The organism is Cellulosilyticum sp. ST5 (genome assembly GCF_046529625.1).
GTDB classification, from domain to species: Bacteria; Bacillota; Clostridia; order Lachnospirales; family Cellulosilyticaceae; genus Cellulosilyticum; species Cellulosilyticum lentocellum.
This window is the reverse complement of the sequence record NZ_CP132338.1, coordinates 3,185,493-3,210,215: the sequence shown is the minus strand read 5'-3', so window position 1 is coordinate 3,210,215 and position 24,723 is coordinate 3,185,493. Positions and strand designations below refer to the sequence as shown.

Below are 24,723 nucleotides of genomic sequence, written 5' to 3'. Positions count from 1 at the left end.
TTAAATACAACTAATTAAGTCGCCGCCCATACATTCACAGCAAGTATCGAGGCAGATTAAATCACAGCAGTCAAATTGGCAACAACAATCATCAAGGCAACAGCAGCAATCATTATGTCTGCGTCTTGGTCTATGATAATAATCATCACTATAAGGGTGATGACGGCTCATCAGAGCAGCTTTTGTTTCTGCATAAAGTGTTTCGTTTGGAGCAAGACTAATAGCTGTTTCTAAATGAGAAAGAGCAGAGTCAAACCAAGATTTTTTTAGAGCAATAAGACTGTATAAATAATGCCATTTAGCAGTTTGTTCAGTGAATGTATTAAGGTAACTTTCAGCAACCGAAAGGTTGTTAGCTGAGATAAGTGTTTGAATTTCTTCAAAGGTATGCAATGTGTATCACTCCTTTAATCGATTTATATATTACTAGTATAACAAAAGTAAGAGAAAATGATAGACTTTGTTTGTATGAAAATAGCATAAACAAACCATGTTATCATTTAGAGTAATAGAGTAAAATAGATTTAAATAAACAGATAGGTTTATGAGATAATCTAATCTAAGCAGGGGAGACATTATTTTGCTCAACATTTAAAGTTCATTTTAGGGGGAGATTTATGGATATTGTAACAGGGAATGAGAATAATGTAGAAATGTTTGTAAATGCTTTAATAAGCTCAGCCGAATGGCTACATTTAATGGGCAAACCGATGTGGAAGGTTAATGATTTAACTGTTGAGAAAATACTCAATAAATATAGTTTAGAAGAAATGAAACTATGCTATGAAAATGAGAAATTAATCGGAGTTTATATTCTTCAATGGTATGACCCTTTATTTTGGCCTGAATTAAAAGGCTTAAAATCTGGCTACTTACATAAATTATCGGTATCTGATGAATATAGAGGTAAAAATTATGGTAATGAGCTTATTAAGTCTGCCGAATTACTGTGTAAAAATAATAGTGTCGAATGGCTAAGATTAAATTGTGGTACATTAAGGCCAAGATTACGAAACTTTTATGAAAAGGCTGGATTTAAAATGGTGGATAGAGTTTTTATTGATAACAGGGATCAGATTAGATATGAGAAAAAATTGATTTAGACTGAACGTCAAAAGAAGTCCCATCAAATCTTTTGAGGAACCTTTCCATTAACTTTGCTTGTATAAAAGAAATAATTTAAATATTTAGAATATAATATTGAAATGTGTTGGTGTTTATGAGATGATTGATAAATAAAGATTTATAGATAGATATAAGATGGGGTGTAAGTAAAATAGAGATACGGGGGATAGAAGGGATGCTAATACAGTTAAACGAAGAGGAACAAGAGTTTTTATGTAAGGAAATAAGTAAAAAAAATAAAGCGGATGATTTAGTCCTCAAGATATTTAAATACATTACTATAGTAATGAGCCTTACTTTTATCTTGCTAGCATCACCCATTATTAAAGTTTTAGTTATTGGAATGGATTTGCTTATGGCTTTTATATGGAGAAAAACTATAGAGGTAGAAAGGCTATGTAGGTAGAAAGGCTATGTAGGTAGAAAGGCTATGTAGACAAAATGTGGAGAAACATTTGGAACATAAAACCTACCTAGTAGATAAAAGGAATGATTATGAGCTACTTACGGAAACTTCAACCCATACAGATTCAGATGGGGATAGGAATACTCATGTGACCTACAAAGTCTCATTACTTACAGAGTTAGGAGAGGTTCAAGCTAATATTCCAAAACAGTTATATACTAAGAATAAACTAAAAAAAGATGATTTATACTTTATCTGGATAGATAAGGAACAATTTGAAGAACCCACACATTTATATGATAACAAGTTAAAAGAAATCAGAGTACCCTATATGGTTCTAGGGAGTTTAAGAGTAGAGGTTAATGGTTGAAAAAGTTAGAAGAGTATTTTACACTATATCCTATAAGTATAAAAATAAAAGCCAAGGAATCTTGCTGTGATGTGTTTGCAGGTTTCTTAGGCTTTATTTTTATATGAGGTGATGTTTTTATAAATGAGATAGTAAAATCTTAAGACCCATACCAATGAGAATCAGTCCACCAGCAAGTTCAGCTTTTGACTTGTACTTGCTACCGAATACGTTTCCTATTTTTACACCCAGAATAGATAAAGCAAAAGTGACAATACCGATAAAGGACACAGCAGGAATAATATTAACATTAAGAAAAGCAAAGGTTACACCTACTGCAAGGGCGTCAATACTTGTGGCAATAGCTAAGACTGACATGGATTTAAAGCTTAAAGAGTCATCTTCTTCAGCTTCATCATCTTCTTTAGATAAAGCTTCTCTAATCATATTAATGCCGATGAAACCAAGAAGGAAAAAGGCAATCCAGTGATCAAAGGCAGTGATTTTATCTTCAAATCGAGTGCCTAAGCAATAACCGATGAGGGGCATTACAGCCTGAAAGATACCAAAGTAGAGTCCAATAATAATGGCATTTTTAAAGGACATTTTTTTCATGGATAAGCCTTTTGAGATAGCTACAGCAAACGCATCCATGGATAAACCTACTGCTAAAATAAATAATTCAAGTAAATTCATGATAAGCTCCTTTTACGCAATTCAATATTCATATAGTGTATGTGTTATAAAAATGATTCATACGTGTGAGGCCAATTGGCATGAGATTGAATTTTAACATTATTCTTTTTAAGAAGCAAGGTGATTATGCAAAAAATTATTTGATGAAGGTGCTAAATATTTAATGAAGTAGTTAAATAATTAAAAGAAAGTATAAAAATTTGAAAGAGTGGAAAGTAAGTATATAATATAAAAATAAATAAGGACCTATTAGAGAGGTGAGAGAATGTACAAGATACTCATTGTTGAGGATGACAAGGTGATTAGTGAAGAAGTAGCAAAACATTTGATGAAATGGGGGTATGAGGTTCATCAAACAAAAGATTTTACCCAGGTGACGGAGGAATTTATGGCTATAGAGCCTCACCTAGTGTTGATGGATATAGGTTTACCTTTTTTTAATGGATACTACTGGTGTACAGAGATAAGAAAAAAATCTAAGGTCCCCATTATCTTTTTGTCGTCTGCTAGTGATAGTATGAATATTGTTATGGCCATGAATATGGGGGCAGATGATTTTATAACGAAGCCATTTGAACTAGAAGTACTTGCAGCTAAACTACAAGCTATGCTTAGAAGAACCTATGATTTTATAGAAGAATGTACAGAGATAGAGCATAAAGGCGCTATTTTAAGTTTATCAGATGCCACACTTGTTGTAGGAAGTCATAAAATTAAACTAACAAAAAATGAATTTTTAATGCTTCAAATTTTATTTGAAAATAAGGGGACGGTTGTATCTCGGGAAGAGATTATGAAAAAGCTTTGGGATACAGATTATTTCATAGATGATAATACTTTAACTGTGAATATGGGGAGAGTACGTAAAAAATTAGAAGAAGCAGGTTTAGTAGATTTTATTACCACTAAAAAGGGAATGGGATATATTTTGGAGAATGAATAATGAAGACGAAGAATGAAAGATAGAAGATAAAAAATAAAAGATAAGAGATAAGAGATAAGAGATAAAACATAAAAAACAAAAAACAAAATATGAGAGTAAACAGTGAACGATCAAGCATATAAAATAAAGAATAAAAATTAAAAGGGAAGAGATAAGGAAGGAGAAGAGCTTAGATGGAGAAAAAGAGTGTGGGAGCCTTAGCTTTCTTATGGTTAAAGGACCATAGGAAGAGTATAGTTCTTTATTTAGTACTGATGTTTCTTTACTGCGTAGTAGCAGCTTTATCTAAGATTCCTATGGGGCCTATTATATATAGTACCTATGTATTTGGATTTATAGGTATAGTTATTTGCTTGTGGGATTATCAAAAATACGTTAAAAAATATCATACTTTATTAAATGTGTACGAAAATAGGGGAATCTCATTAGAACAACTACCTATATCAAAGAATCTTATTGAGGAAACTTATCAAGAGATTTTAAAGGCTCTTTATGATAATCAACAAGCAGCAAAAATGCAATTAGGTGAGCAAAAGACTGAGATGTCAGACTACTATACCTTGTGGGCACATCAGATTAAAACACCTATTGCAGCTATGAAGCTTTTATTGGAACAAAAGGAAGAACAAAATGGTTATATGTTAGAAACAGAGCTTTTTAAAATAGAACAATATGTGGAAATGGTGCTGCAGTATTTAAGGCTAGAGAGTATTTCATCAGATTTGGTCCTAAAACCCTATTCCCTTCAAGATATCGTAAGACAAGCCGTGAAGAAGTATGCTATGAGTTTTATTGGGAAGAAGCTAACACTTCAGTTAGAGCCTTTTGAGGAAACCGTATTAACAGATGAGAAGTGGATTAGTTTTGTAATCGAGCAAATTTTATCAAATAGCTTAAAGTATACACAAACAGGAAGTATTACTATTTCAGTAGAAGATACGGAAGAAGAAACAAAACTTATGATTAAGGATACTGGTATTGGCATTAGTCCAGAAGACTTGCCTAGAATCTGCGATAGAGGTTTTACAGGGTATAACGGTAGAATGGATAAGAAGTCAACGGGTATAGGCTTATACCTTTGCAAGCAGGTGACAACAAGACTTTCACATCACTTAGAAATAACCTCAGTGGTTGGAAAGGGAACAATAGTTACTTTGGGCTTTCGTAAAAATAAAAAAATATAGAACCTACAAAAATGTCATGTTTGAAAAAGAAATATAAGCCTTTAGGATAAAAATGATTTATCACTTACTTGTGATATGATTCACCTCTATTAATTATATATCTCACAGAGTTTCTTTGCACTTGTTACTAAAGGTTGCCAAATGGGTATGCTTCATCTACAACTGCTCAAGTCCCCTATTTTGCATAATCTTGATTTGTTTCTAAATATCTAAGGATTATGACCATCTTTATTATACTTATAGTAATCAAAGAATAGGTAAGTCCCCACCATATGAATACATTAAAAATCAGGAAAAAAGGTTCTGCATTTCCCGTTAATAAAAATCAATTTTTGCTTACCGGCATTTAATATAACAATGCTTCCAATTGGTAATAATTTTTCCATTTTCACTCCTCCATCACTTTATATGAACTCTACCATTTCCTAAATCACGTCATTTTACAACTAGTGCGTCTAGCACAGGTTGTAGTATACCTTATTATTTTTCTTTTTTTCGTACCAAAAATATTTTTAGACGTCTGAATAGCCGTTTTATAACATTATAAAGGTAAGTGCCTAATAATCTGGCGGATTGATTAAGGTTTTCATACTATCCATAATTATAGTAATGAAAGACAGCCAGCGATTTACTTAAGAGCTATTCTATTTTTTTTAGTGGTTTTTGAATCTGTTCGTATTCTTAGTAAAACCTGTAGTAGAAAAAATGATAGAATCAAAGTTTTCTCAGTAGAGGGTGAAGGATAACAAGTATCTTTATAATACTATAAAATGGTTACTCAGACATCTAAAAGTGTATTTGGTATTGAAAATAATGAATGACAAAAAAATGTATTATATTAGATATGTAAAGTTAGTATAATTAGGATATTTAAAATGTGGAGGAAGGAGAGAAAGGGTGAAGTTTCTAATTAACATTGAAAATACAAAAGAAATGTTGAATACTATGGATGAGATTGCATTAGTGATGCAAAGCTGTAAAGAAGGTATAGATAATATTAATTTAGGAAATGATGACACGTTCGTAGACTTAAGACAAATGCTTCAAAAAGAGAGCAATAATGTGGAGCTTGAAATAAGTAACTTATTTGTGTTGCAAGGAGCTTTACAACAAAGTATAGAGCTGTATTTACAAACAGAAAATAAGCTCATTAATGGTAATGAACAGAAACAAGAGTCAGATACTATTACGAATATTGTAGGGGGGATTTCGTCTAATTTAAAACAGGATTTTATTTTTAGTGCCATTCAATCAAGTGGTGGCTTAGTTTCACGATTTGGAGGACTTATTAATGTAGGGACAGCCATAGCAAAAAATGGGGGAGAAAATGGGTTTGTTATAGTTAATCCTAATGTCTTGAATACTACTTCAAAGATGATTAAGGCTGGAAATTGGATGTCAACAGGTGCAAAATATGGCTTGCCTGTGTTAGGAGGCATTCTAGATTTTACTTCACAGGTTAAGCAAGGGGAAGATACAACTCATGCTGTAGTGAAGTCTACAGTACATACTGTGAATGGGGTATTGATAGGTATGGCAATTGGGTCTGTTATTCCAGGAGCGGGTACAGTAGTTGGAGCTGTGGCAGGATTAGTAATAGGAACGGTAGTTACTTATGCAGTTAATGCAGGGTTTGATTATGTTTATGATAACTACATTAAAGAGGCTGTCACAGATGTTGTTTCAAATGTAGCCAATGGAATAGGAGATGCAGTTGATGGCATTTTTAATAGTTTAGGCACAGTATTTGGTTAAAGAAAATATTGAGTAATTAACGATAAGGAGAATAAAATGGAACAGATATTACCAATTGGAAGTATTGTAAGGTTAAATAATGGTAATCAGAAGTTAATGATTATTAGTCGTGCACCACTATATAATAATGAAGGAAGTATAGGATATTTCGAATATTCAGGATGCCTTTATCCTAATGGGCAAACTAATCAAAATGTGTTTTTCTTTAATGAAGAAAATATTGCTGAAGTTTTATTTATGGGATATAGTGATGAGGATGAAGAAAAGTTCTGCACCATGTTTAAAGAGGAAATAGATAAAGGTAATTACCCAAGACTAAAGTTACAAATAGAGGGAAGATAAGATTATGGATATGAAGAGACATAGGTACATATATATGGGTCTATATAATAGTAAAAGAGTATTTTATAGTGAAGCAAAAGAAGAACTTTATGTGGGGAAAAATACTTATAATGGCTCTTTTGGGCAGGCATCTATTTTTGCGATAGTTAGTATCATTTTATATGTTATTGGTAGGGGAATTGTATTAAAATCTTTGAACTTCCCAATAATGTTATATGTTATAATATCTGCCATAATTGGAGTAGTGTTAGCAATCATATGTTCAAAGCGAGTAGATAATGTCAATGAAGAGTTTTTCTCTAATTGTGAGCCTTTTTTAGTGTCGGATAAAAGTGATTGGGAGAAGTTACTGAAGCAAGCTAGAAATGTTACAGTAGGATATATTTATTTAAGAGTTATTCTACTTTTTTTAGTGGTTTTTGAACCTATTCTTATTCAAAAGGTAAACGATCCCATACTTTTTATAACCTATTTCATCATATGGTTTGCCTTTACCTATATGTTGATTCAATTTAACTTAAGCAAGAGAATAAGGGTTGTTAGTAAATTGAAGAAAGATATTAAAGAATGATATGACTGGAGTTTATTAATGATCTTTACAAGAATCAATGCAAGGTGCATATGTAATTAGGGAGACAGCAAGTAGAAATGATAGATTATTATACTTTTTAAGTACATCAAACCCAAATGCCTATTGCGGCTATGAAGCTTTTACTATATTCCATTCTCCGATAGGATGAAGGTTACAAAAATGTCATGTTTGAAAAAAGAAATGTAAGCCAAAGAAATGGCAGAGCATTTCTTTTTTTTCTATACTAAAAGAGTAAGTGAGATATCGTAATACTTACTATTACAACCATTACATGAGCATAGTATGACTGCATCTAAGCACTTCTAATGATTAGCAGCGCAGCTATAATAACTTTTGAAGTGAGAGCTCAGTAATCATTAATCAAGTAAGAAGGGGAGAGACAACCATGTCATTGTTAGAAGTTAAAAATTTAAATAAAGTATATACTACTAGGTTTGGAGGCACACAGGTTCAGGCTTTAGATAATGTAAGCTTTTCTGTAGAAAAAGGTGAATATGTAGCCATTATGGGTGAATCAGGTTCAGGGAAGACCACTTTACTCAATTTACTTGCATCTTTAGATGCACCTACTAGAGGTGAGATTTTATTAGAGGGCAAATCCTTTGCTACCATTAAGCCTAGTGCTAGATGTGCTTTTCGTAGAGATCATTTAGGTTTTGTATTTCAAGACTTTAATTTATTAGATACTTTTTCAATCAAAGATAATATTATACTGCCTCTTGTCTTGCAGGGGGAAAAGTATGAAGTAATGGGAGAGAGGCTGGAAGCATTAGCTAAACAGTTAAGGATTGAAGAAATCCTCCCTAAGTTTCCTTATGAAGTTTCAGGAGGACAAAAACAAAGAGCAGCAGTTGCTAGAGCTCTCATTACACAGCCTAAAATTATTTTGGCAGATGAGCCTACAGGAGCACTGGATTCTAAAGCTTCTAATCAGCTTTTAGACTTGTTTGGTGAGATTAATAAAGAAGGACAAACTATTGTTATGGTGACACATAGCACTAGAGCTGCAAGCCATGCAAGTCGTGTACTTTTTATTAAGGATGGGAATCTCTTTAATCAGATTTATAGAGGAGAAATGAACGATAAAGAGATGTATAGGCACATTTCCAATACTTTAACAGTTTTACAAGCAGGAGGCGGTGACAATGAATAAAGCTGTCCTTTTACCCAAACTAAGCCTTAATGGTATTAAGAAGAATAGTTCAGTTTATGTACCTTACATGCTGATTACTACTTTTTCAGTCTTTGTATTTTTTATTTTTAGTGCCATCTGTGATAATAAAATACTGTATGATTTACCTTATGCAGGCTATGTAATGGTCCTGATGCAAATTGGCCGTGTGCTTCTAGGGATTATTTTAGCACCTATTCTTTTTTCTACTCATGAATTTCTAGTGAAACAAAGGAAAAATGAACTGGGGCTTTATAACGTATTAGGTTTAGATCAAAAGTATATAGGTGTCATTATGTGCCTTGAAAGTATATTTATTTATCTAGTAACCACAGGTCTAGGTATACTGGTAGCAACTGTTTTTTCTAAACTGATTTATTTACTCCTTTTAAATGTTTCAGGACTTCCGGTAGATACTGAGTTTGTGGGTAGTTTCAAAAGCTATGAGTACACCATTGTTTATTTTGGTGTGATTAGTTTAGTTAACTTAGGAGTTAGCTTATGGCAAGTCTTTATTACTAAACCTATCGAACTTCTTAAGAGCAATAAAAAAGGAGAAAAAGAAGTAAGGTTTTTAGGCTTTAGAGCAGTTATGGGATTCCTTATTTTGGCCACAGGATATTATATAGCACTGATTACAGAGTTAGATAGTATGATATTTGTCAACTTTTTCTTAGCAGTAATGCTGGTTATTTGGGGGACCAGATCTATTTTTAAAACAGGTACCATTGCTATTTTAAGATGGATGAAAAGCAAACCTAACATTTATTATAAAAAGAAGAATTTTGTTACCATATCAGGCATGCTTTATCGTATGAAAAGAAATGCACAAGGCCTAGCAAATATTTGTATTTTTAGTACCATGATTATTATTACTTTAATTTGTACGTTAACGGTTTTAACAGGAGAAGAAGGCGCTGTACGTTTTAATTATCCTATGGACGCCGAGTATCATTTTAATGTAGATGAGTTTGATACATTAGAAAAGCAAGAAGCTTTTAAGGCAAAGGTGGAAGAAATAGCCAAAGCTGCTTCTTCAAAAATAACAGATTATAAAGAGTTTACGTTTCAAAAGGTAAAAGGTTATAAACAAGATAATGTTTTTCTTAATGCAAGTTTACATGGTGGAAGTAGGGAAGATACTTTTGCACTGCGTTTTATGACCCTATCAGATTATAACCGTATAGAAAATAAACAAGAAACTTTAGCAGAGAATGAAGTTCTCATTTTTAGCAAAAGTGAAGATTTTGCTAGTAATGAAGTGATTTTGGAGGATGAGACCTTTAAAGTAAAAGAAGAACTTAAGTCATTTACCATTGAAGCCAAAGAAGAAAGAAATATGGTGGATGAAACTTACTATATTATTTTAAAGGATAAGGAATCAATAGACACTCTAGCAGCTAAGTTTAGCGCATCACCAAAAGAAGATGAATTATACAATATTCATTTTAATATAGAAGCGGCAGAAGTGAATAAGGATTTATTGATTGAAAATCTAAATACCTATATAGATACAGCTTATGGACATCGTTCATCAGGTTATGTAGGACAATGGAGAAAAGAAACAAGGTCTATGAATGGTGGTTTCATTTTCTTAGGGATTTTCTTTGGTATTGTTTTCAGTGTTTGCCTTGTGCAAATGATGTATTATAAACAAATATCAGAGGGCTTTGAGGATAAAAAGAGTTTTGAAATTTTGCAGCAAGTAGGGATGAGTGATGAGGAGGTAAAAGCAACAATTAAAAGGCAAATTCTCATTGTATTCTTCTTACCTCTTATTTTTGCTATTATTCATATGGCTTTTGGCTTACAAGTCGTGAAAAATTTATTAGGTGTACTCAACTTATACAATGATGCATTAATTTATGCGTGCAGTGGTGTAGTCATTGTTGCATTTACCCTACTTTATGTAATTAGTTATCTGTTTACAGCGAAAGCTTATTATAAAATTGTAAAACGTATGAATTAAAAAGACATATTGTATAACTAAAAACATATGCTATAATCATATTATCAAAGGCGATATATCAGGAGATATATTGCCTTTTTTTGGTATATAGGCTATCCGTAATTCATATATATTTTTCATATTGTATATTTTATAGATATATCAATTGATGAAAGTAAAAACTAGCTTCTAATTTATACAGAGGCTAGTCTTACTGAAAGAAAAGACAATGGGAGTAGGGGATGAACAACATGATACTAAAAGAGAACGAATGGAATACGATGAATAACATTTTATTAGATATGTACGAAATAAGGGATATTAATGAACTAACTGATAGATTGTTAAAGACGTTTCGCATGTTGATACCCTATACACAAGGTTATTATCTTATTTTTAATAAGGAAGGGAAAATAGATGTTAAACAATCTAGTTTTATCTTTAGCGATGATAATAGTGTAGATGAATACCTTAAGCACTACTATCATGTGGACTACCTGAAATATGTATCTGACTTTACAAAAAAGACAGTAACTTATAGAGATACAGACATACTAGATGAAGATATAAGAAAGAAAACGGAGTTTTATAGGGAATTCTTAAGGCCTAAAAATATTCCCTATGGTTGTGGCATTATTTTATTAAAAGAAGAAAAAATAATAGGCATTATTAATCTGTTTAGAAGCAGTGAGTTAGGAGATTTTTCAGATAAAGATCTCTATATCCTAGATACTTTAAAGCTTCACCTTAGGAATATTCAATATCATTTATGTGCTAAGGAGATAGAAGGAAAGGAAAGTAAACTAGATTCAGTCTGCAAGCAATATGATCTTTCAGAGCGAGAAGGAGAGGTTGTGCAATTGGTTAATGACGGATGCTCTAATAGTGAGATTGGTGAAAAGCTGTCTATTAGCATTTCTACGGTAAAGAAGCATTTTTATAATATTTATAATAAGACTGGTGTTAAAAATCGAACGCAGCTTTTGGTATTATTAAAGTAAACTAAAATGGATAGAAATAGAACTTAAGTAGTAGAGAGATAACTTAAGTTCTACTTTTTTGGTTTAAAATCATGCTGAAGGCTAATTGAGAAGGCGAAAAGAAGGGACTAAGATATTAATTAATAAAGGAATACAAGAAAACGAGATGCAAGGGCGCATTTATTTTTATAAAGCGCCCTTGCATTTTTTATTTGTAACTATTTAGTCAGGGCAAAGTGTAGAGTGAAAGATACTTGGATGCAAAAGACTGAACAGTTATGAGTTAATTAATGATTAATGTAAGGATGAAAGGTGGTAAGTGCTATGAAAAAGATTTGGAGTAAAACATTAAAACCAGGAGAAAAATGGTCAGGCAATATTGGAAGAGGTAAATACATTCACTTTAAAGCATTAGGAAAAGATGCCAATGTATCTTTATTACTTTATAACATGAGGGATACTTCAGAACGTTACAATATGCCAGATACTTTGAAGGCTCAGTATACTGCCCACTTAACAAAAGGAAATGTACTTATGAGCGATAATGGTAGAGTTTTTGCTAGTATCGTAGAAGATAGCCTGGGATGGCATGATACGATTTCAGGCTATACAACAAGAATGATGACAGATGAAAAGTATGGAAAGACCACTTATCAAGATTTAAGAAATGATTGGCTTAGAAGTGGAGAAGAAAACTTTGCAGTAGAGCTAGTCAGAAATAATATGGGGCCTAGAGATTTAGTACCATGTGTCAATCTTTTCTCAAAGGTTTATGTAGAAGAAGATGGCAGCATGCATTATGAAGCAGGTCACTGCACCGAAGGCGCTACTGTTACCTTAAGAACAGAGATGGATATGATTATTATTCTTTCAAATACACCTAATCCACTTAATCCAAGTGAGACTTATCCAAGTGTTCCAGTTACTGTTGAAGTTTATGATGCGCCACCTGTAGATTTAACGGATGAATGTGTGAATCATAGACCAGAAAACTATAGAGCATTTGAAAACACTTGGGATTACTATAACTTACTTGGCCTATAAATGAGATAACAAATGATGGTGGAGAAAAAAGCCTGTTAGGTGAATGAAAAATAGGAGGGAATGAATATGTACGGATTTATTAAAAAAGAAAGCGACTTAAAAATAGAAGATGCTATTTATGATGAGGTAGTAAATGCAGGTGATGGTTGGATGCATGAGCTTCTTCCAGGCCAAACTTTTCGTATTTTAGATATGGAAGGTAATCAAGCAGTGGATACAACCTTTTATGATATGACGAATCCAGAAGATCATTATGGAGCAGTAACAACCATTGTCATGCAACAAAACATTTATTTAACGACAGGGAGCATTCTTAGAACGGAATCAGGAAAACCCCTACTTGAGATTACAGCCGATCTTACAGGACGCCATGATACCTTAGGTGGTGCGTGTTCTTCTCAAAGTAATACGGTGAGATATGCTAGAGAAAAAATTGACATGCATAACTGCAGAGATAGCTTTATGCTTCAACTAGCAAAAAGCGATAGTGGTATTCAAAAGCGTGATTTAGCACCTAATATTAACTTCTTTATGAACGTACCGGTTACCAAAGAAGGTGGATTAAAATTTGATGATGGTGTATCTGCGCCAGGTAAATATGTAGAGATGAAAGCATTAGAACATACCATGGTACTCATTAGTAACTGTCCACAGCTTAACAATCCATGTAATGCATACAATCCTACACCTGTAAGATTACTTATTTGGGATACAAAATAAATGTGAAGGAGGGGAAGTGTCTATGTTTAAAAAAGTTTTGATTGCTAACCGAGGAGCTATTGCTGTAAGGATAGAGAGAACATTAAAGAAAATGGGAATTTCAAGCTTAGCTGTTTATTCTAAGGCTGACCAAGATAGCCTTCATGTAGAATATGCAGATGAAGCTATTTTGCTAGGAGAAGGCACAGCTAAAGAAACCTATCTGGACATGGATAAAATTTTAAGCATTGCCGTAGAGACTAAAGCAGAAGCAATCCATCCGGGCTATGGTTTCTTAAGTGAAAATACAGAGTTTGCAAGAGCCTGTGAAGAAAAAGGCATTAAATTTATTGGACCTACCCCTGAGCAGATTGAGTTATTTGGACTCAAGCATTCTGCTAGAGCCCTTGCAAAAAAAGCAGGTGTACCTTTACTTCCAGGAACAGAGCTTTTAAGCAGCGTAGAGGAAGCGGTTAAAGAAGCTAAAAAGATTGGCTATCCTGTTATTTTAAAAAGTACAGCTGGTGGTGGTGGTATTGGTATGCGCATTTGCTATTCCTTTAAAGAGCTAAAAGAAGCTTATGAAGGCGTATGTTATTTAGCAGCAGCTAACTTTAATAATGCAGGTGTTTTCTTAGAAAAATATATTGGAAAATCAAGACACGTGGAAGTACAAATCTTTGGTAATGCCTATGGTGAAGCCGTAGCACTTGGTGAACGTGATTGCTCTGTACAAAGAAGAAATCAAAAAGTAGTAGAAGAAAGTCCAGCTCCAAACTTACCAGAAAAAGTGAGGGCAGCAATGTACAAAGCAGCCGAGGATTTAGCCAAAGAAGCATCCTATCAAAGTGCAGGAACCGTGGAATTTTTATACGATGAGGCAGAAGAAAAATTCTATTTTCTCGAAGTGAATACAAGGCTTCAAGTAGAGCATGGGATTACAGAAGAGGTACTTGGCTTAGACCTTGTTTCTTGGATGATTAAAGAAGCAGCTGGTGAGCTTAAAGGTATGAAAGAACAGCTTAAAAAACCAGATGGTCATGCTATTGAAGTACGTGTCTATGCAGAAGATTGTTTAAATGGTTTTAGACCAAGTTCAGGAAAGATAGACGAAGTTTATTTTGACCCGATTTGTAGAGTGGAAAGCTGGATTAGAAAAGGCATTGAAGTTACTTCTTTATATGACCCCATGCTTGCTAAGTTAATTGTACATGGTAAAGACAGAGCAGATGCCATTAGGAAAATGAATCAAGTATTAAAAAATTCTAGAGTATATGGTATTACTACTAACCTTCAGTACTTAAAAGCACTTTTAAAAACAGAAGGTTATGAGAAAGGCTTACTTTTCACAGGCATGCTAAAAGAATTCTTACCTAGTGAAAAAGCAATAGAAGTACTTGATGGAGGGGTGCAAACCACTGTTCAAGATTATCCAGGTATGATTGGTTATTGGTCAGTAGGCGTTCCACCTTGTGGGCCTATGGATAGTTACAACTTCCGATTAGGCAATAGTTTATTAGGTAATGCTGAAGGTGCCACGGGGTTGGAGCTTACTTTAAGAGGAGGTAGCTATAAATTTAGGGCAGCCATAAGCTTTTGTATTACCGGAGCCGATATGCAGCCAACCTTAGATGGTGTACCTATTGGGATGTATCAAGTCATTCATGCTATGCCTAATCAAATTCTTAAGTTTAAAGACTGTAAAGTAGGGATGAGAACCTATTTACTTGTAGCCGGTGGTTTTGATATGCCAAAGATTATGGGCAGTAGCTCTACTTTTATAGATGGTAAATTTGGTGGACATGGTGGAAGGACTTTAAGAACAGGGGATGTGCTAAGGGTTACAGAGAATTGTTTAATCGATTCTATAGAATCTGTGCCTGATAAGTATAAACCCATCCTTACAAATGAATGGACAATTGGTGTAATTCCAGGACCGCAGCCAACAGAGGAATATTTAAAACCAGAGTATCTAGAGACGCTGACTAACTCAGAATATGAAGTCAACTTTAATAGTGCTAGAACAGGTATCCGATTAAATGGTCCTATTCCAGAATGGGTACGTGAAGATGGGGGAGAAGCAGGGCTTCATCCATCCAATATTCATGACAATGCTTATGCCATAGGAACTCTTGACCTTACAGGTGATCAGCCTATTTTACTTGGACCTGATGGACCAAGCCTTGGAGGCTTTGTATGTGCTGTAACAACAGCTAAAGGTGAGCTTTGGAAAATAGGACAGCTTCATCCAGGAGATAAGGTTCGTTTCCAACTTCTTTCTCTAGAAGAAGCAGAACTGATTAGAAAAACAGAAGATGCCAATATTAAGTTTAGAAACGCTATTCCTAAATTACCTAAGCCTAATAAAAAGCTGACACCACAGTACGCTATATTGGCTAAAGGATTCGCGGCAGATACAGCTATTATGATTCGTTTAGCTGGAGAAGAAAACATCCTTGTAGAATACGGAAAAATGGAGCTTAATATAGAACTTCGTTTTAGAGTACATATTTTAATGCAAGAACTAGAAAAGGTAGGACTTCCTATTATTGATTTAACACCAGGTATTCGCTCACTTCAAATTCACTTTGATCCAGATAAGATTGCCATTAAAGACTTAGTAGATAAGGTAATAAAAATTAATGAGGCTCTTCCACCCTTAACAGATGTTACTGTGCCTTCTAGAATTATTAAATTACCTCTTTCATGGGATGATCCGCAAACTAAAATTGCTGCTGAGCGTTATCAGCAAACAGTAAGGCCTAATGCACCTTGGTGTCCAAGTAATCCAGAGTTTATAAGAAGAATTAATGGTTTAGACAGCATAGAGGATGTAAGTCGTATTGTCTTTGAAGCAGATTATTTAGTATTGGGACTTGGGGATGTCTACCTAGGAGCACCAGTAGCTACCCCAGTTGATCCAAGACATAGGATGGTTACTACTAAATATAATCCTGCAAGACCATGGACCCCAGAAAATGCCGTAGGTATTGGTGGTGCTTACCTTTGCGTTTATGGTATGGAAGGCCCTGGTGGCTATCAATTTGTAGGAAGAACCGTACAAATGTGGAACGCTCTTAGAGAAACAGATAACTTTAAAAAAGGAAAACCTTGGTTACTTAATTTCTTTGATCAACTTAAGTTTTATCCCGTATCAGCAGAAGAAATATTACAATACAGAGAAGATTTCTTAAGAGGAAAATTCAAAGTAGAAATAGAAGAAACTACTTTTAACCTTGGAGAGTACAAAAAATTCTTAGAGGAGATTAAAGAAAGTAGTAAGGCATTTAAAGATCATCAAGAAGCTTCCTTTGAAGCAGAAAGGCAGCGCTGGAAAGAACAAGGCTTAGATGAATTTGTTTCTGAGCATCATGAAGCAGCAGCTATTGTGGAAGAGGAACTTGCAGAAGGCTGTGAAGCAGTAAGAACGAATATTCCAGGAAGCGTATGGAAAGTGCTTGTACAAGAAGGCGAAGAGGTAAAAGAGGGACAGGAGCTTATGATTCTTGAAAGTATGAAAATGGAATTCCCTATTACTTCAGAGTTTACAGGCCAGGCTCAAAAGCTTTATCTAAGTCCTGGTGATCAAGTAAGTGCAGGCCAGTTAGCTGTATCAATTAAAGTAAAGGAGGAGTGAAATGAATTATTTTCCTTTGAAACTAACAATAACTTGGATAAAAGAAAGCTATAAAAATGAGGAATTAACGCCCTTAGCATTAGCAGAAGAAATCGTTAAAAGAGCAGAGGCTAATAAGGAAAAAAATATTTGGATTGTGCCCCCTTCACTTGCTATGATGAAAGGCTATATTGAAGCATTAGAAGATAAGAAGCAAAGCGACTATCCACTATGGGGTATCCCTTTTGCCATTAAAGACAATATTGATTTAGCAGGTGTTCAAACAACAGCAGCTTGTGAGCCTTATGGTTATCTTCCAAAAGAAAGCGCTACTGTAGTACAAAAGCTAATTGATGCAGGAGCAATTCCGGTAGGTAAAACTAACTTAGATCAGTTTGCAACAGGCCTTGTAGGGACTAGAAGTCCTTATGGAGAAGTACATAATGCATTAAATCCAGAGCTTATTAGTGGAGGCTCTAGCTCAGGCTCAGCAGTAGCAGTAGCCTTAGGGATGGCAGCTTTTTCACTGGGAACAGACACGGCAGGCTCAGGAAGAGTGCCAGCAGCCCTTAATGGTTTAGTAGGTTATAAGCCTTCACTAGGAGCATGGTCAACTAAAGGTGTTGTACCTGCTTGTGCTAGCCTAGATTGCATTAATGTATTTGCCAATTCTCTTGAAGATGCAGAACTAGTTAATGGAGTAGCTAGAGGCTTTGACGAAGCATGTGCATGGTCTAGAGTATACGACATGCCTTTTAAACAGCTACCTAAAAAAATATGCCTAGCTAAAAATGGTGTTAGCTTTTATGGTCCCTTTAAAGCAGTTTATGAAAAAAAATGGGAAGAAGCAGTCAGCAGAATTAAAGATTTAGGCATAACAGTTGAGTACATTGACTACACCATATTCCAAAAAGCAGCATCTATTTTATACGATGGACCATGGGTAGCAGAAAGATGGAAAGATCTTGGAGAATTTGTAGACAGCCACTTAGAAGCAATCTTCCCAGTTACTAAGACCATACTCAAATCTGGTAGTAAACCAGAGCATACAGCAGAAAGCTTATTTAGTGCCATTCATGAATTACAGGACTATCGTATGAAAACTAAAAGGTTACTTAAAGATGCGGTTTTAATAATGCCAACAGCAGGTGGTACGTTTACTAGAGAAGAAGTGAGAAATAATCCAATTAAAACCAATAGCCAGATGGGGCTTTACACTAATCATTGTAATCTCCTCGATCTTTGTGCTATTTCAATCCCAACTAAGATGAAAGAGACAAATTTACCATTTGGTATTACCATTTTTGGCTTAGCAGATTCAGAAGGTCTGATACTAGGTGCAGCAAAAACTTTCCTAGAAGCAGAGCCAATGAAAGTAGCAGTTTGTGGTTTACACAAAAAAGGCTATCCATTAGAAAGTCAGCTAGTAGAATTAGGAGCGCATTATTTAGAAAGCACACAGACTGCTGCTTTTTATAAGCTCTACTCACTAGATACAAGACCAATCAAACCAGGAATGTGCCATGTGGGTGAGGGAGGAAAAGCTATTGAAGTAGATTTATATGATATTCCTATTGCTAAATTTGGGGATTTCATGCAAAACGTTAGTGAACCTTTAACCATGGGAACCGTCACTCTAAAAGACAATGAAAAGGTAGTTGGTTTTCTTTGTGAAAACTATGCCACCAAGGCTGCAAAGGATATTACCGAAGAAGGAAAATTTACACTTACTAAGTGAGTGATGCGATAGAGATTAACTGAAGCACCAATAAGTAAGTCAAATAATAGGAAGGGTGAATGAGACTATGAAAATGATTAAAGCAATTGTTAGACCGGAAAAAGTAGAAGACGTATTAGATGCCTTAATGCAAAAAGGCTACTTAGCTGCAACAAGAATGAATGTGCTAGGAAGAGGTAAACAAAAAGGCTTAAAGGTAGGAGATACCTACTATGATGAGATTCCAAAAGAGATGATTATGATTGTGGTAGAAGATCAAGATGAAGCTAAAGTAGAAAAAATCATAGCAGATGCAGCAAGAACACCAAATGGCGGAACCTATGGAGATGGTAAGATTTTTGTAATGGAAGTAGAGAAGGCCGTTACAATCAGTAGTGGAAAAGAAGAGCTATAGGAGGTAAGGCAAATGAAAGAAGTCATGATTATTTTACGTCCTAAAATGTACTTTAAAACGAAAAAAGCATTGGTTGAAGCCGGCTTTCATTCAATGACTGTTAAAGAGATTATCGGAAGGGGTAAAAAACCAATTCAATATGACATGGACCAGGAGAATGGACCAATTAAGCATCGTTTAGTGGCTAAGAGGCTTATCGAGATGTATGTAAGAGATTCAGACGTTGATTTTCTTATAGAAACAGTTGTTAAGATCAACCAAACCAATCATGCAGGAGACGGCAAGATTTTTGTACTACCAGTTAAAGAAGCTATCCGCATTAGAACCAATGAAAAAGGCAACGAAGCTGTTATCTAATGCTAGGCAACTGATAAAGTGGATAATATGTGATTTCAAAGGGACATTTATCCTTCTAAAGATATCATTTATTCCTATTTATTCGCATTTATTTTTAACTTCTTTACTACAATCATACGCTTATTTGGACTAAACAGAAATGGTATAAGCAGAAATGGTATAAACAGGAATAGTATAAAGAGAAACAATCTGAATAGAAACAGTTTAATAGATTACATTACTTTTATCCCAAGGCCATGGTGATATATAAAAATCAGTAAGCTAAACATTTAGTTGCTAGAGAAAAAAGTATAATTTATTTCTATATAAAATGCATTGGTAAAAGAGAGGTAGGGAAGGGAATAACGAAAAGTCATTTACAAGAATAAGGAGGACAAATTTATGAGAAGAAAATTAATGAGTTTAATAGCAGCAATAACAATAATGGGGACGATGTTTACTATGACAGGATGTAATAACCTAGGTCAAACAACTAGTAATGATGCAAGTAGTACATCAGATGCTTCAGAGACTTCTAGTGGTGGACAAAAGGGAACTAAAGAAAATCCATTTATTCTAGGTGTAAGTCCTATGTCAGGTTGGTATGGCTGGTATGGCATAGAAGGAACAGGCATTTTTGAAAAGAATGGGGTATCTGTAGAAATTAAATATTTCCCAGTATATAGTGATTCACTTACAGCTTTCTATTCTAATCAAGTAGATGGTATTTGCATTGCCGCTTCTGATGCAGTAGCGCCACTTAATGAAGGTGTTGATTTTAAAATTGTTCTAGTAAATGATAACTCTTCTGGCGCAGATGGCCTTGTTGTTCATGATGGCATTAGTAGTGTTCAAGATTTAAAAGATAAAACAGTTGCCACAGAGATTGGTACCTTAGAGCATATGTTCTTCCTAAAAATTCTAGAAGACAATGGCATGACTATTAATGATGTTAACTTTACCAATATGACTATTAATGATGCAGGTCCAGCTTTTATAGCAGGTAGCATTGATGCAGCAGTATTATGGGAACCAACCTTATCCATGGCAGTTAATGCAGGTGGTAAAGTCATCTATAGTACAGCTAGTGAACCAGGTTTAATTCCAGATACTTTAGCTGTTAGACAAGATATTATTGATAACAATAGTGATGTGGTTCAAAAAGTCGTTCAATCTTGGTTCGACGGTGAAAAATTGTTAGATACTAGAGATGATGCTTTTATTGAAGCAACTATTAAAGGTGCTGAGCTTGAAAAAGAAGATTATTTAGTGATGTTAGATGGGGTAACACTTTTTGATAAAGCCATGAATGAAGAAACTTTTAAAGAAGGAAATGACTATACTTCTCTTCCTTATACTTTACAAAAATCAGCTGAATTCTTACAAGCAACAGAAATGATTGATAAAATACCGGAGGATGTAACATCTATTTTAGATGATACTTTTATTAAGGGGGCAAAATAATGATTAAAATTAAAATCAGAAAAGATATTGGTAAAAGTAAATACACCACTTTTGCTATTGCTTCTTTTATATTTGTTATTGCCCTATGGAGTATATTAAGTTATTCAGGCTTGGTAGGATCTATTTTTCTACCAACGCCTACAAAGGTTATTGACTATATTATTTCTTCAATAGCAGATGGGTCCTTGTGGGCTAACATGGGCATTAGTGTTTATCGTATTACACTAGGTTTTATATTTGCTGTTATCCTAGGTGTTCCTTTGGGAATATTAGCAGGAACCTTTAAAAAAGCAGAGGCTATTGTTAGACCCTTATCAGAATTCATACGTTATATGCCGGTTCCAGCTTTTGTACCACTTATTATGGTATGGATTGGGATAGGCGAATCAGCAAAAATTGCCATCATCTTTATTGGGACATTTTTTCAATTAGTATTAATGATAGCAGATGATGTTAAGTCTGTACCAGAGGACCTTATTAATGCAAGTTATACACTGGGAGCAAATACGAATAAGACGATCTTTACGATTCTAATCCCAGCAATGCTACCAAGAATGATGGAAACACTTCGTATGATGATAGGATGGGCTTGGACTTACTTAGTGAGTGCAGAACTAGTTGCCGCTAATAGTGGTCTTGGTTATACCATTCTAAAATCACAGCGTTTTATAAAAACAGATGCTATTTTTGGAGGCATTATTGTCATTGGACTGTTAGGTCTTATTACAGACCGTCTATTTGCTTATATTAATAAAAAATTATTCCATTGGGCATAAGGAGGTAGAAGAATGGGTTTATTTCAATTATCAAAGAAAAAATACTTCCGCAGCAAAATAGCCAAATAGAGGCAAACTTAGCAAATAGTAAAATATACGTGAAAGACGTTAACAAGACTTATCATTCTATTAAAGGTGATGTTGTGGCCATGCAGAATGTTAGTATTAACGTACTAGAAAATGAATTCATCTCAATTGTTGGTCCATCTGGATGTGGCAAATCTACACTTTTACGTATGATAGGTGGACTTGATGAGGCAACTTCAGGAAGAATAGTCATTAAAGATAGAGATATTATAGGACCAGGTGCAGATCGAGGTATGGTTTTTCAAGCCTATACTTTATTCCCATGGATGACAGTGAGTGACAACATTAAATATGGACTAAAGCTAAAAAAGATGCCATTAGAAGAACAAGAAAAAATCGTTGATAAATACTTAAAGATCATTAAACTAGAAAAGTTTAAAAATAGTTATCCCAAGGAACTTTCAGGAGGTATGAAACAAAGGGTAGCTATTGCAAGGGCTTTGGCGAATAGCCCAGATGTTTTGTTAATGGATGAACCTTTTAGTGCATTAGACCCTCAAACAAAAGCTGATATGCAGCTTTTAATGCGCCAAATCTGGCAAGTGGAAAAACCAACAGTTATTTTTGTAACCCATGACATTGAAGAAGCAGTTTTTCTCTCCACTAAAATCTTTGTCATGACCTCAAGGCCAGGAACCATAAAAAAAGAAGTACCGGTATTCTTGCCGTATGAAAGAAATCTAGATTTAAAAGACACACAACAATTCATTACAATTAGAAAAGAAGTCAATGGATTAATTGAACATACAGATATCTAGAAATATAAGAATATTTATGACCATACAGATAGCTAAAAATATAAGAATATCTAGGAACATACAGATATCTGGGGCTATAAGAATATCTAGGATCAAACGAAGATCTGTAAATATACGAATACCTAGGACAAAACGGATATCTGTAGGCATACAAATAGCTAGAATCATACGGACATCTAGAAACACATAAGTATCTAGCAATATATACAAATGTAGTACTATCTATAAAAACTATAGATAGCATACTTAGACAGAAGTCGGAGATATTTTCTAATAGATTTAAGGATTACTTGACAGTAACAAACTACAATAGTAAATGATATAAACGGAACTTATCTAAAGATAATGAGAACGCGTCTTCAAAAGGCTGATAAATGCCTAATGAAGGCGTATTTTTGAGTTTAGGGGGGATGACAGTTTTTACTTAATAACAATCCGAGTTAATAGGATAAAGAAGAAAGGCTAATGGGAGGAATAAGGGTCAATTTTCTAGTTTTATGTAAGGCGTACAGCTAATGGCTGGGATACCTTCCTTAGTTACTGTACTTATGATTATAGTTTCTTTGATTATATGATTCGCTCACTCTCTTTTCTCCATGTCTGTAGTTGATGAAGTGAATAAATATTGATTAGGATAGGCTAGAGTTAATGAGATAAATAGAGCCAATAAGACAAATGAATGCTAATAAGATAAGTAGATGCTAACAAGACAAGTAAATGCTAATAAGATAAATAATATTAATAAGGTAAATAAGCCCTAATAAGATACATCAATAGAGCAATATAGCATGTGTTATAAAACTTGTACCAATATATTTTAGGATGTATAATAATAGTGAGAAAATTAAAATAATTATAGCGAAAATCAAGAAAAATAGTTGTAATAGTTGTATGGGATAAAGAGTGTTCAAGACTAATTTCAAAAGAAAGGACATAGAACATAAATAATTTTAGGTTTTATGTAATGGAAAATCATATGAAAGATACCCTTTTATTTATGACTAATGAGCAGATGGGAAGTATTAATGAAGATAAAACTCTATCTTTCTTTAATAGTCAATATGTAGAACAGTATAACAAAAATAAACAGTCCATCAAATTACGTCAGCAGTGGAAGACTCAAGGGGCAGGAGCAAAGTTTATGGGAATGGACAAAGATCTTTCTCACTTAGAAGCAAGTCAAACTTTTAAACGTCTTACGGGCATTTGTCTTACAGATACTCCAGGGTATTTTATTTATGCCATTCAAGTAGATGAATTCTTTGGGGTGTTTTCTAAAAGTCTAGATAATAAAGAAGAGGCAGAAGGTCATATTATGAATACCAATAATATTCAGATGTATGACCTAGACTATAATAGTGCCAATCAAAAGGTAATACTCTCTTTAGGACAAGATGGCATAAGCCGGCATTTAGCACTTCTCAATCCCAAAACAGCTCACTATCAAGTGCTTACAGAAGGAGAGTGCATAGATGCTAATCCAAGTTGGTCAAAGGCTAAAGCAAATACCATTGTATATGATAGTTGTGGGATTGGGATAGATAGTAATGGTATTCCCATAGCTTTTAGTGAGCATAATATATGTAGATTAAATTTAGATACTTGTGAGATAGAGGAAGTTATTAGTTTTGAAGGCTTTGATTGTATTAAACCTAAAGAAGATGCAGAAGGCAATATTTATTTTATTAGAAGGCCAAAGACTTATAAAGGCAGGCAAACTAATCCGATAGATATGCTTATTAACCTCCTATTTATACCAGTTAAAATCGTAAGAGCGCTATTTATGTGGCTTAATTTATTTACGATACGCTATACAGGAGATAACCTTTCTACTAACACTAAGAATGGCACTAAGGCTAAAAAGAAAAGTGAAGAAGAGCTCTTTATAGAAGGAAATCTGATAAAAGCTGACCAAAACCAAAAAGCTAATGAAAGAAAAGGTGAAAAATACGCAGGCATCTTGCCTCGGGATTGGGAACTTATGAAATACACACCAACAGGAGAGTTGATTTCTATAAAAAAAGGAGTACTTGCCTTTGATATATATTCAAATGGATCTATCATTTATTCAAATGGTAAATACCTTGTTAAAGTTATAGAAAATGAAGAAGAGGAAAAGATAGTAGATCTTCCTATAGTTAGTCATATAAAAGTAATCGAAAGTCATAATAGCTAACAAGTACAATTCAAGAAAACAATAATTATCGTTAAGTTCTTTTAAATAAAAAACAAAAAAAGACAAATAAGTATTGACTTATGTAATGCAGTGGTGTAATATTATACAAGTCGTCAGCAGTAAGCAGCGACAAAACAAAGATTA

General features: G+C 34.1%; 23 protein-coding genes. 21 read left to right on the top strand and 2 right to left on the bottom strand.

Annotated elements, in window-relative coordinates; translation table 11 throughout:
• On the bottom strand, window positions 1-393 hold the full coding sequence (locus QTL86_RS15655) for a hypothetical protein (protein WP_013655449.1): 393 nt from the start codon (window positions 391-393) through the stop codon (window positions 1-3).
• 224 nt (window positions 394-617) lie between these two features.
• Here QTL86_RS15655 and QTL86_RS15650 point away from each other — a divergent pair, with 224 nt between their 5' ends.
• The 3 genes from QTL86_RS15650 to QTL86_RS15640 all read left to right on the top strand — a co-directional run bounded on the left by QTL86_RS15650 (window position 618) and on the right by QTL86_RS15640 (window position 1,901).
• A complete protein-coding gene (locus QTL86_RS15650) occupies window positions 618-1,103 on the top strand; it encodes a GNAT family N-acetyltransferase (protein WP_410495367.1) in 486 nt (161 codons plus the stop codon).
• A gap of 197 nt (window positions 1,104-1,300) precedes the next feature.
• Complete coding sequence (locus QTL86_RS15645; protein WP_410495366.1) at window positions 1,301-1,531, top strand: hypothetical protein; 231 nt, start codon at window positions 1,301-1,303, stop codon at window positions 1,529-1,531.
• A gap of 37 nt (window positions 1,532-1,568) precedes the next feature.
• Window positions 1,569-1,901: a hypothetical protein gene (locus QTL86_RS15640; protein WP_410495365.1), complete on the top strand. Its 333-nt coding sequence runs from the start codon at window positions 1,569-1,571 to the stop codon at window positions 1,899-1,901.
• A 117-nt stretch (window positions 1,902-2,018) separates the two neighbouring features.
• Here the strand turns inward: QTL86_RS15640 and QTL86_RS15635 are convergent, their stop codons facing one another.
• A complete protein-coding gene (locus QTL86_RS15635) occupies window positions 2,019-2,576 on the bottom strand; it encodes a manganese efflux pump MntP family protein (RefSeq protein ID WP_013655453.1) in 558 nt (185 codons plus the stop codon).
• A gap of 265 nt (window positions 2,577-2,841) precedes the next feature.
• Between QTL86_RS15635 and QTL86_RS15630 the strand changes: the two genes are divergently transcribed.
• The 18 genes from QTL86_RS15630 (at window position 2,842) to QTL86_RS15545 (ending at window position 24,579) form a co-directional block, all read left to right on the top strand.
• Entirely contained in the window at window positions 2,842-3,519 is a 678-nt protein-coding gene (locus QTL86_RS15630) for a response regulator transcription factor (RefSeq protein ID WP_410495364.1), read from the top strand.
• A 173-nt stretch (window positions 3,520-3,692) separates the two neighbouring features.
• Window positions 3,693-4,703 (top strand): sensor histidine kinase, encoded by a 1,011-nt coding sequence (locus QTL86_RS15625; protein ID WP_410495363.1) that lies wholly within the window; start codon window positions 3,693-3,695, stop codon window positions 4,701-4,703.
• Window positions 4,704-5,600: 897 nt separating this feature from the next.
• Window positions 5,601-6,458 (top strand): hypothetical protein, encoded by an 858-nt coding sequence (locus QTL86_RS15620; protein ID WP_207669758.1) that lies wholly within the window; start codon window positions 5,601-5,603, stop codon window positions 6,456-6,458.
• Between the two features lie 36 nt (window positions 6,459-6,494).
• Complete coding sequence (locus QTL86_RS15615) at window positions 6,495-6,800, top strand: DUF4176 domain-containing protein (RefSeq protein WP_410495362.1); 306 nt, start codon at window positions 6,495-6,497, stop codon at window positions 6,798-6,800.
• A gap of 4 nt (window positions 6,801-6,804) precedes the next feature.
• On the top strand, window positions 6,805-7,371 hold the full coding sequence (locus QTL86_RS15610; protein ID WP_410495361.1) for a hypothetical protein: 567 nt from the start codon (window positions 6,805-6,807) through the stop codon (window positions 7,369-7,371).
• A 406-nt stretch (window positions 7,372-7,777) separates the two neighbouring features.
• Window positions 7,778-8,545, top strand: coding sequence for an ABC transporter ATP-binding protein (locus tag QTL86_RS15605; RefSeq protein ID WP_127065472.1), 768 nt, complete (start codon window positions 7,778-7,780; stop codon window positions 8,543-8,545).
• Window positions 8,538-10,532 carry an FtsX-like permease family protein gene (locus tag QTL86_RS15600; RefSeq protein ID WP_410495360.1) on the top strand — a complete coding sequence of 665 codons (1,995 nt, stop codon included), beginning with the start codon at window positions 8,538-8,540 and terminating at the stop codon, window positions 10,530-10,532. The genes QTL86_RS15605 and QTL86_RS15600 overlap by 8 nt, the downstream gene beginning before the upstream one ends.
• A 230-nt stretch (window positions 10,533-10,762) precedes the next feature.
• Window positions 10,763-11,512: a response regulator transcription factor gene (locus QTL86_RS15595; RefSeq protein WP_410495359.1), complete on the top strand. Its 750-nt coding sequence runs from the start codon at window positions 10,763-10,765 to the stop codon at window positions 11,510-11,512.
• Window positions 11,513-11,815: 303 nt separating this feature from the next.
• A complete protein-coding gene (locus QTL86_RS15590) occupies window positions 11,816-12,535 on the top strand; it encodes an urea amidolyase associated protein UAAP1 (protein ID WP_013655472.1) in 720 nt (239 codons plus the stop codon).
• A gap of 66 nt (window positions 12,536-12,601) precedes the next feature.
• The gene (locus QTL86_RS15585; protein WP_410495358.1) at window positions 12,602-13,255 is read left to right on the top strand and encodes an urea amidolyase associated protein UAAP2; all 654 of its coding nucleotides are present in this window, start codon (window positions 12,602-12,604) and stop codon (window positions 13,253-13,255) included.
• Between the two features lie 22 nt (window positions 13,256-13,277).
• Window positions 13,278-16,871 carry an urea carboxylase gene (uca, locus tag QTL86_RS15580; protein ID WP_410495357.1) on the top strand — a complete coding sequence of 1,198 codons (3,594 nt, stop codon included), beginning with the start codon at window positions 13,278-13,280 and terminating at the stop codon, window positions 16,869-16,871.
• 1 nt (window position 16,872) lies between these two features.
• The gene (locus tag QTL86_RS15575) at window positions 16,873-18,588 is read left to right on the top strand and encodes an allophanate hydrolase (RefSeq protein WP_410495356.1); all 1,716 of its coding nucleotides are present in this window, start codon (window positions 16,873-16,875) and stop codon (window positions 18,586-18,588) included.
• 67 nt (window positions 18,589-18,655) lie between these two features.
• Window positions 18,656-18,982 (top strand): P-II family nitrogen regulator, encoded by a 327-nt coding sequence (locus QTL86_RS15570; RefSeq protein ID WP_013655476.1) that lies wholly within the window; start codon window positions 18,656-18,658, stop codon window positions 18,980-18,982.
• 12 nt (window positions 18,983-18,994) lie between these two features.
• Entirely contained in the window at window positions 18,995-19,339 is a 345-nt protein-coding gene (locus QTL86_RS15565) for a P-II family nitrogen regulator (protein ID WP_127065478.1), read from the top strand.
• 381 nt (window positions 19,340-19,720) lie between these two features.
• Window positions 19,721-20,782: an ABC transporter substrate-binding protein gene (locus tag QTL86_RS15560; protein ID WP_410495355.1), complete on the top strand. Its 1,062-nt coding sequence runs from the start codon at window positions 19,721-19,723 to the stop codon at window positions 20,780-20,782.
• Window positions 20,782-21,558: an ABC transporter permease gene (locus tag QTL86_RS15555; RefSeq protein WP_127065480.1), complete on the top strand. Its 777-nt coding sequence runs from the start codon at window positions 20,782-20,784 to the stop codon at window positions 21,556-21,558. Before QTL86_RS15560 ends, QTL86_RS15555 begins: the two co-directional genes overlap by 1 nt.
• A gap of 98 nt (window positions 21,559-21,656) precedes the next feature.
• The gene (locus QTL86_RS15550) at window positions 21,657-22,403 is read left to right on the top strand and encodes an ABC transporter ATP-binding protein (RefSeq protein WP_410495354.1); all 747 of its coding nucleotides are present in this window, start codon (window positions 21,657-21,659) and stop codon (window positions 22,401-22,403) included.
• A gap of 964 nt (window positions 22,404-23,367) precedes the next feature.
• A complete protein-coding gene (locus tag QTL86_RS15545; RefSeq protein ID WP_410495353.1) occupies window positions 23,368-24,579 on the top strand; it encodes a hypothetical protein in 1,212 nt (403 codons plus the stop codon).
• Window positions 24,580-24,723: the final 144 nt, after the last annotated feature.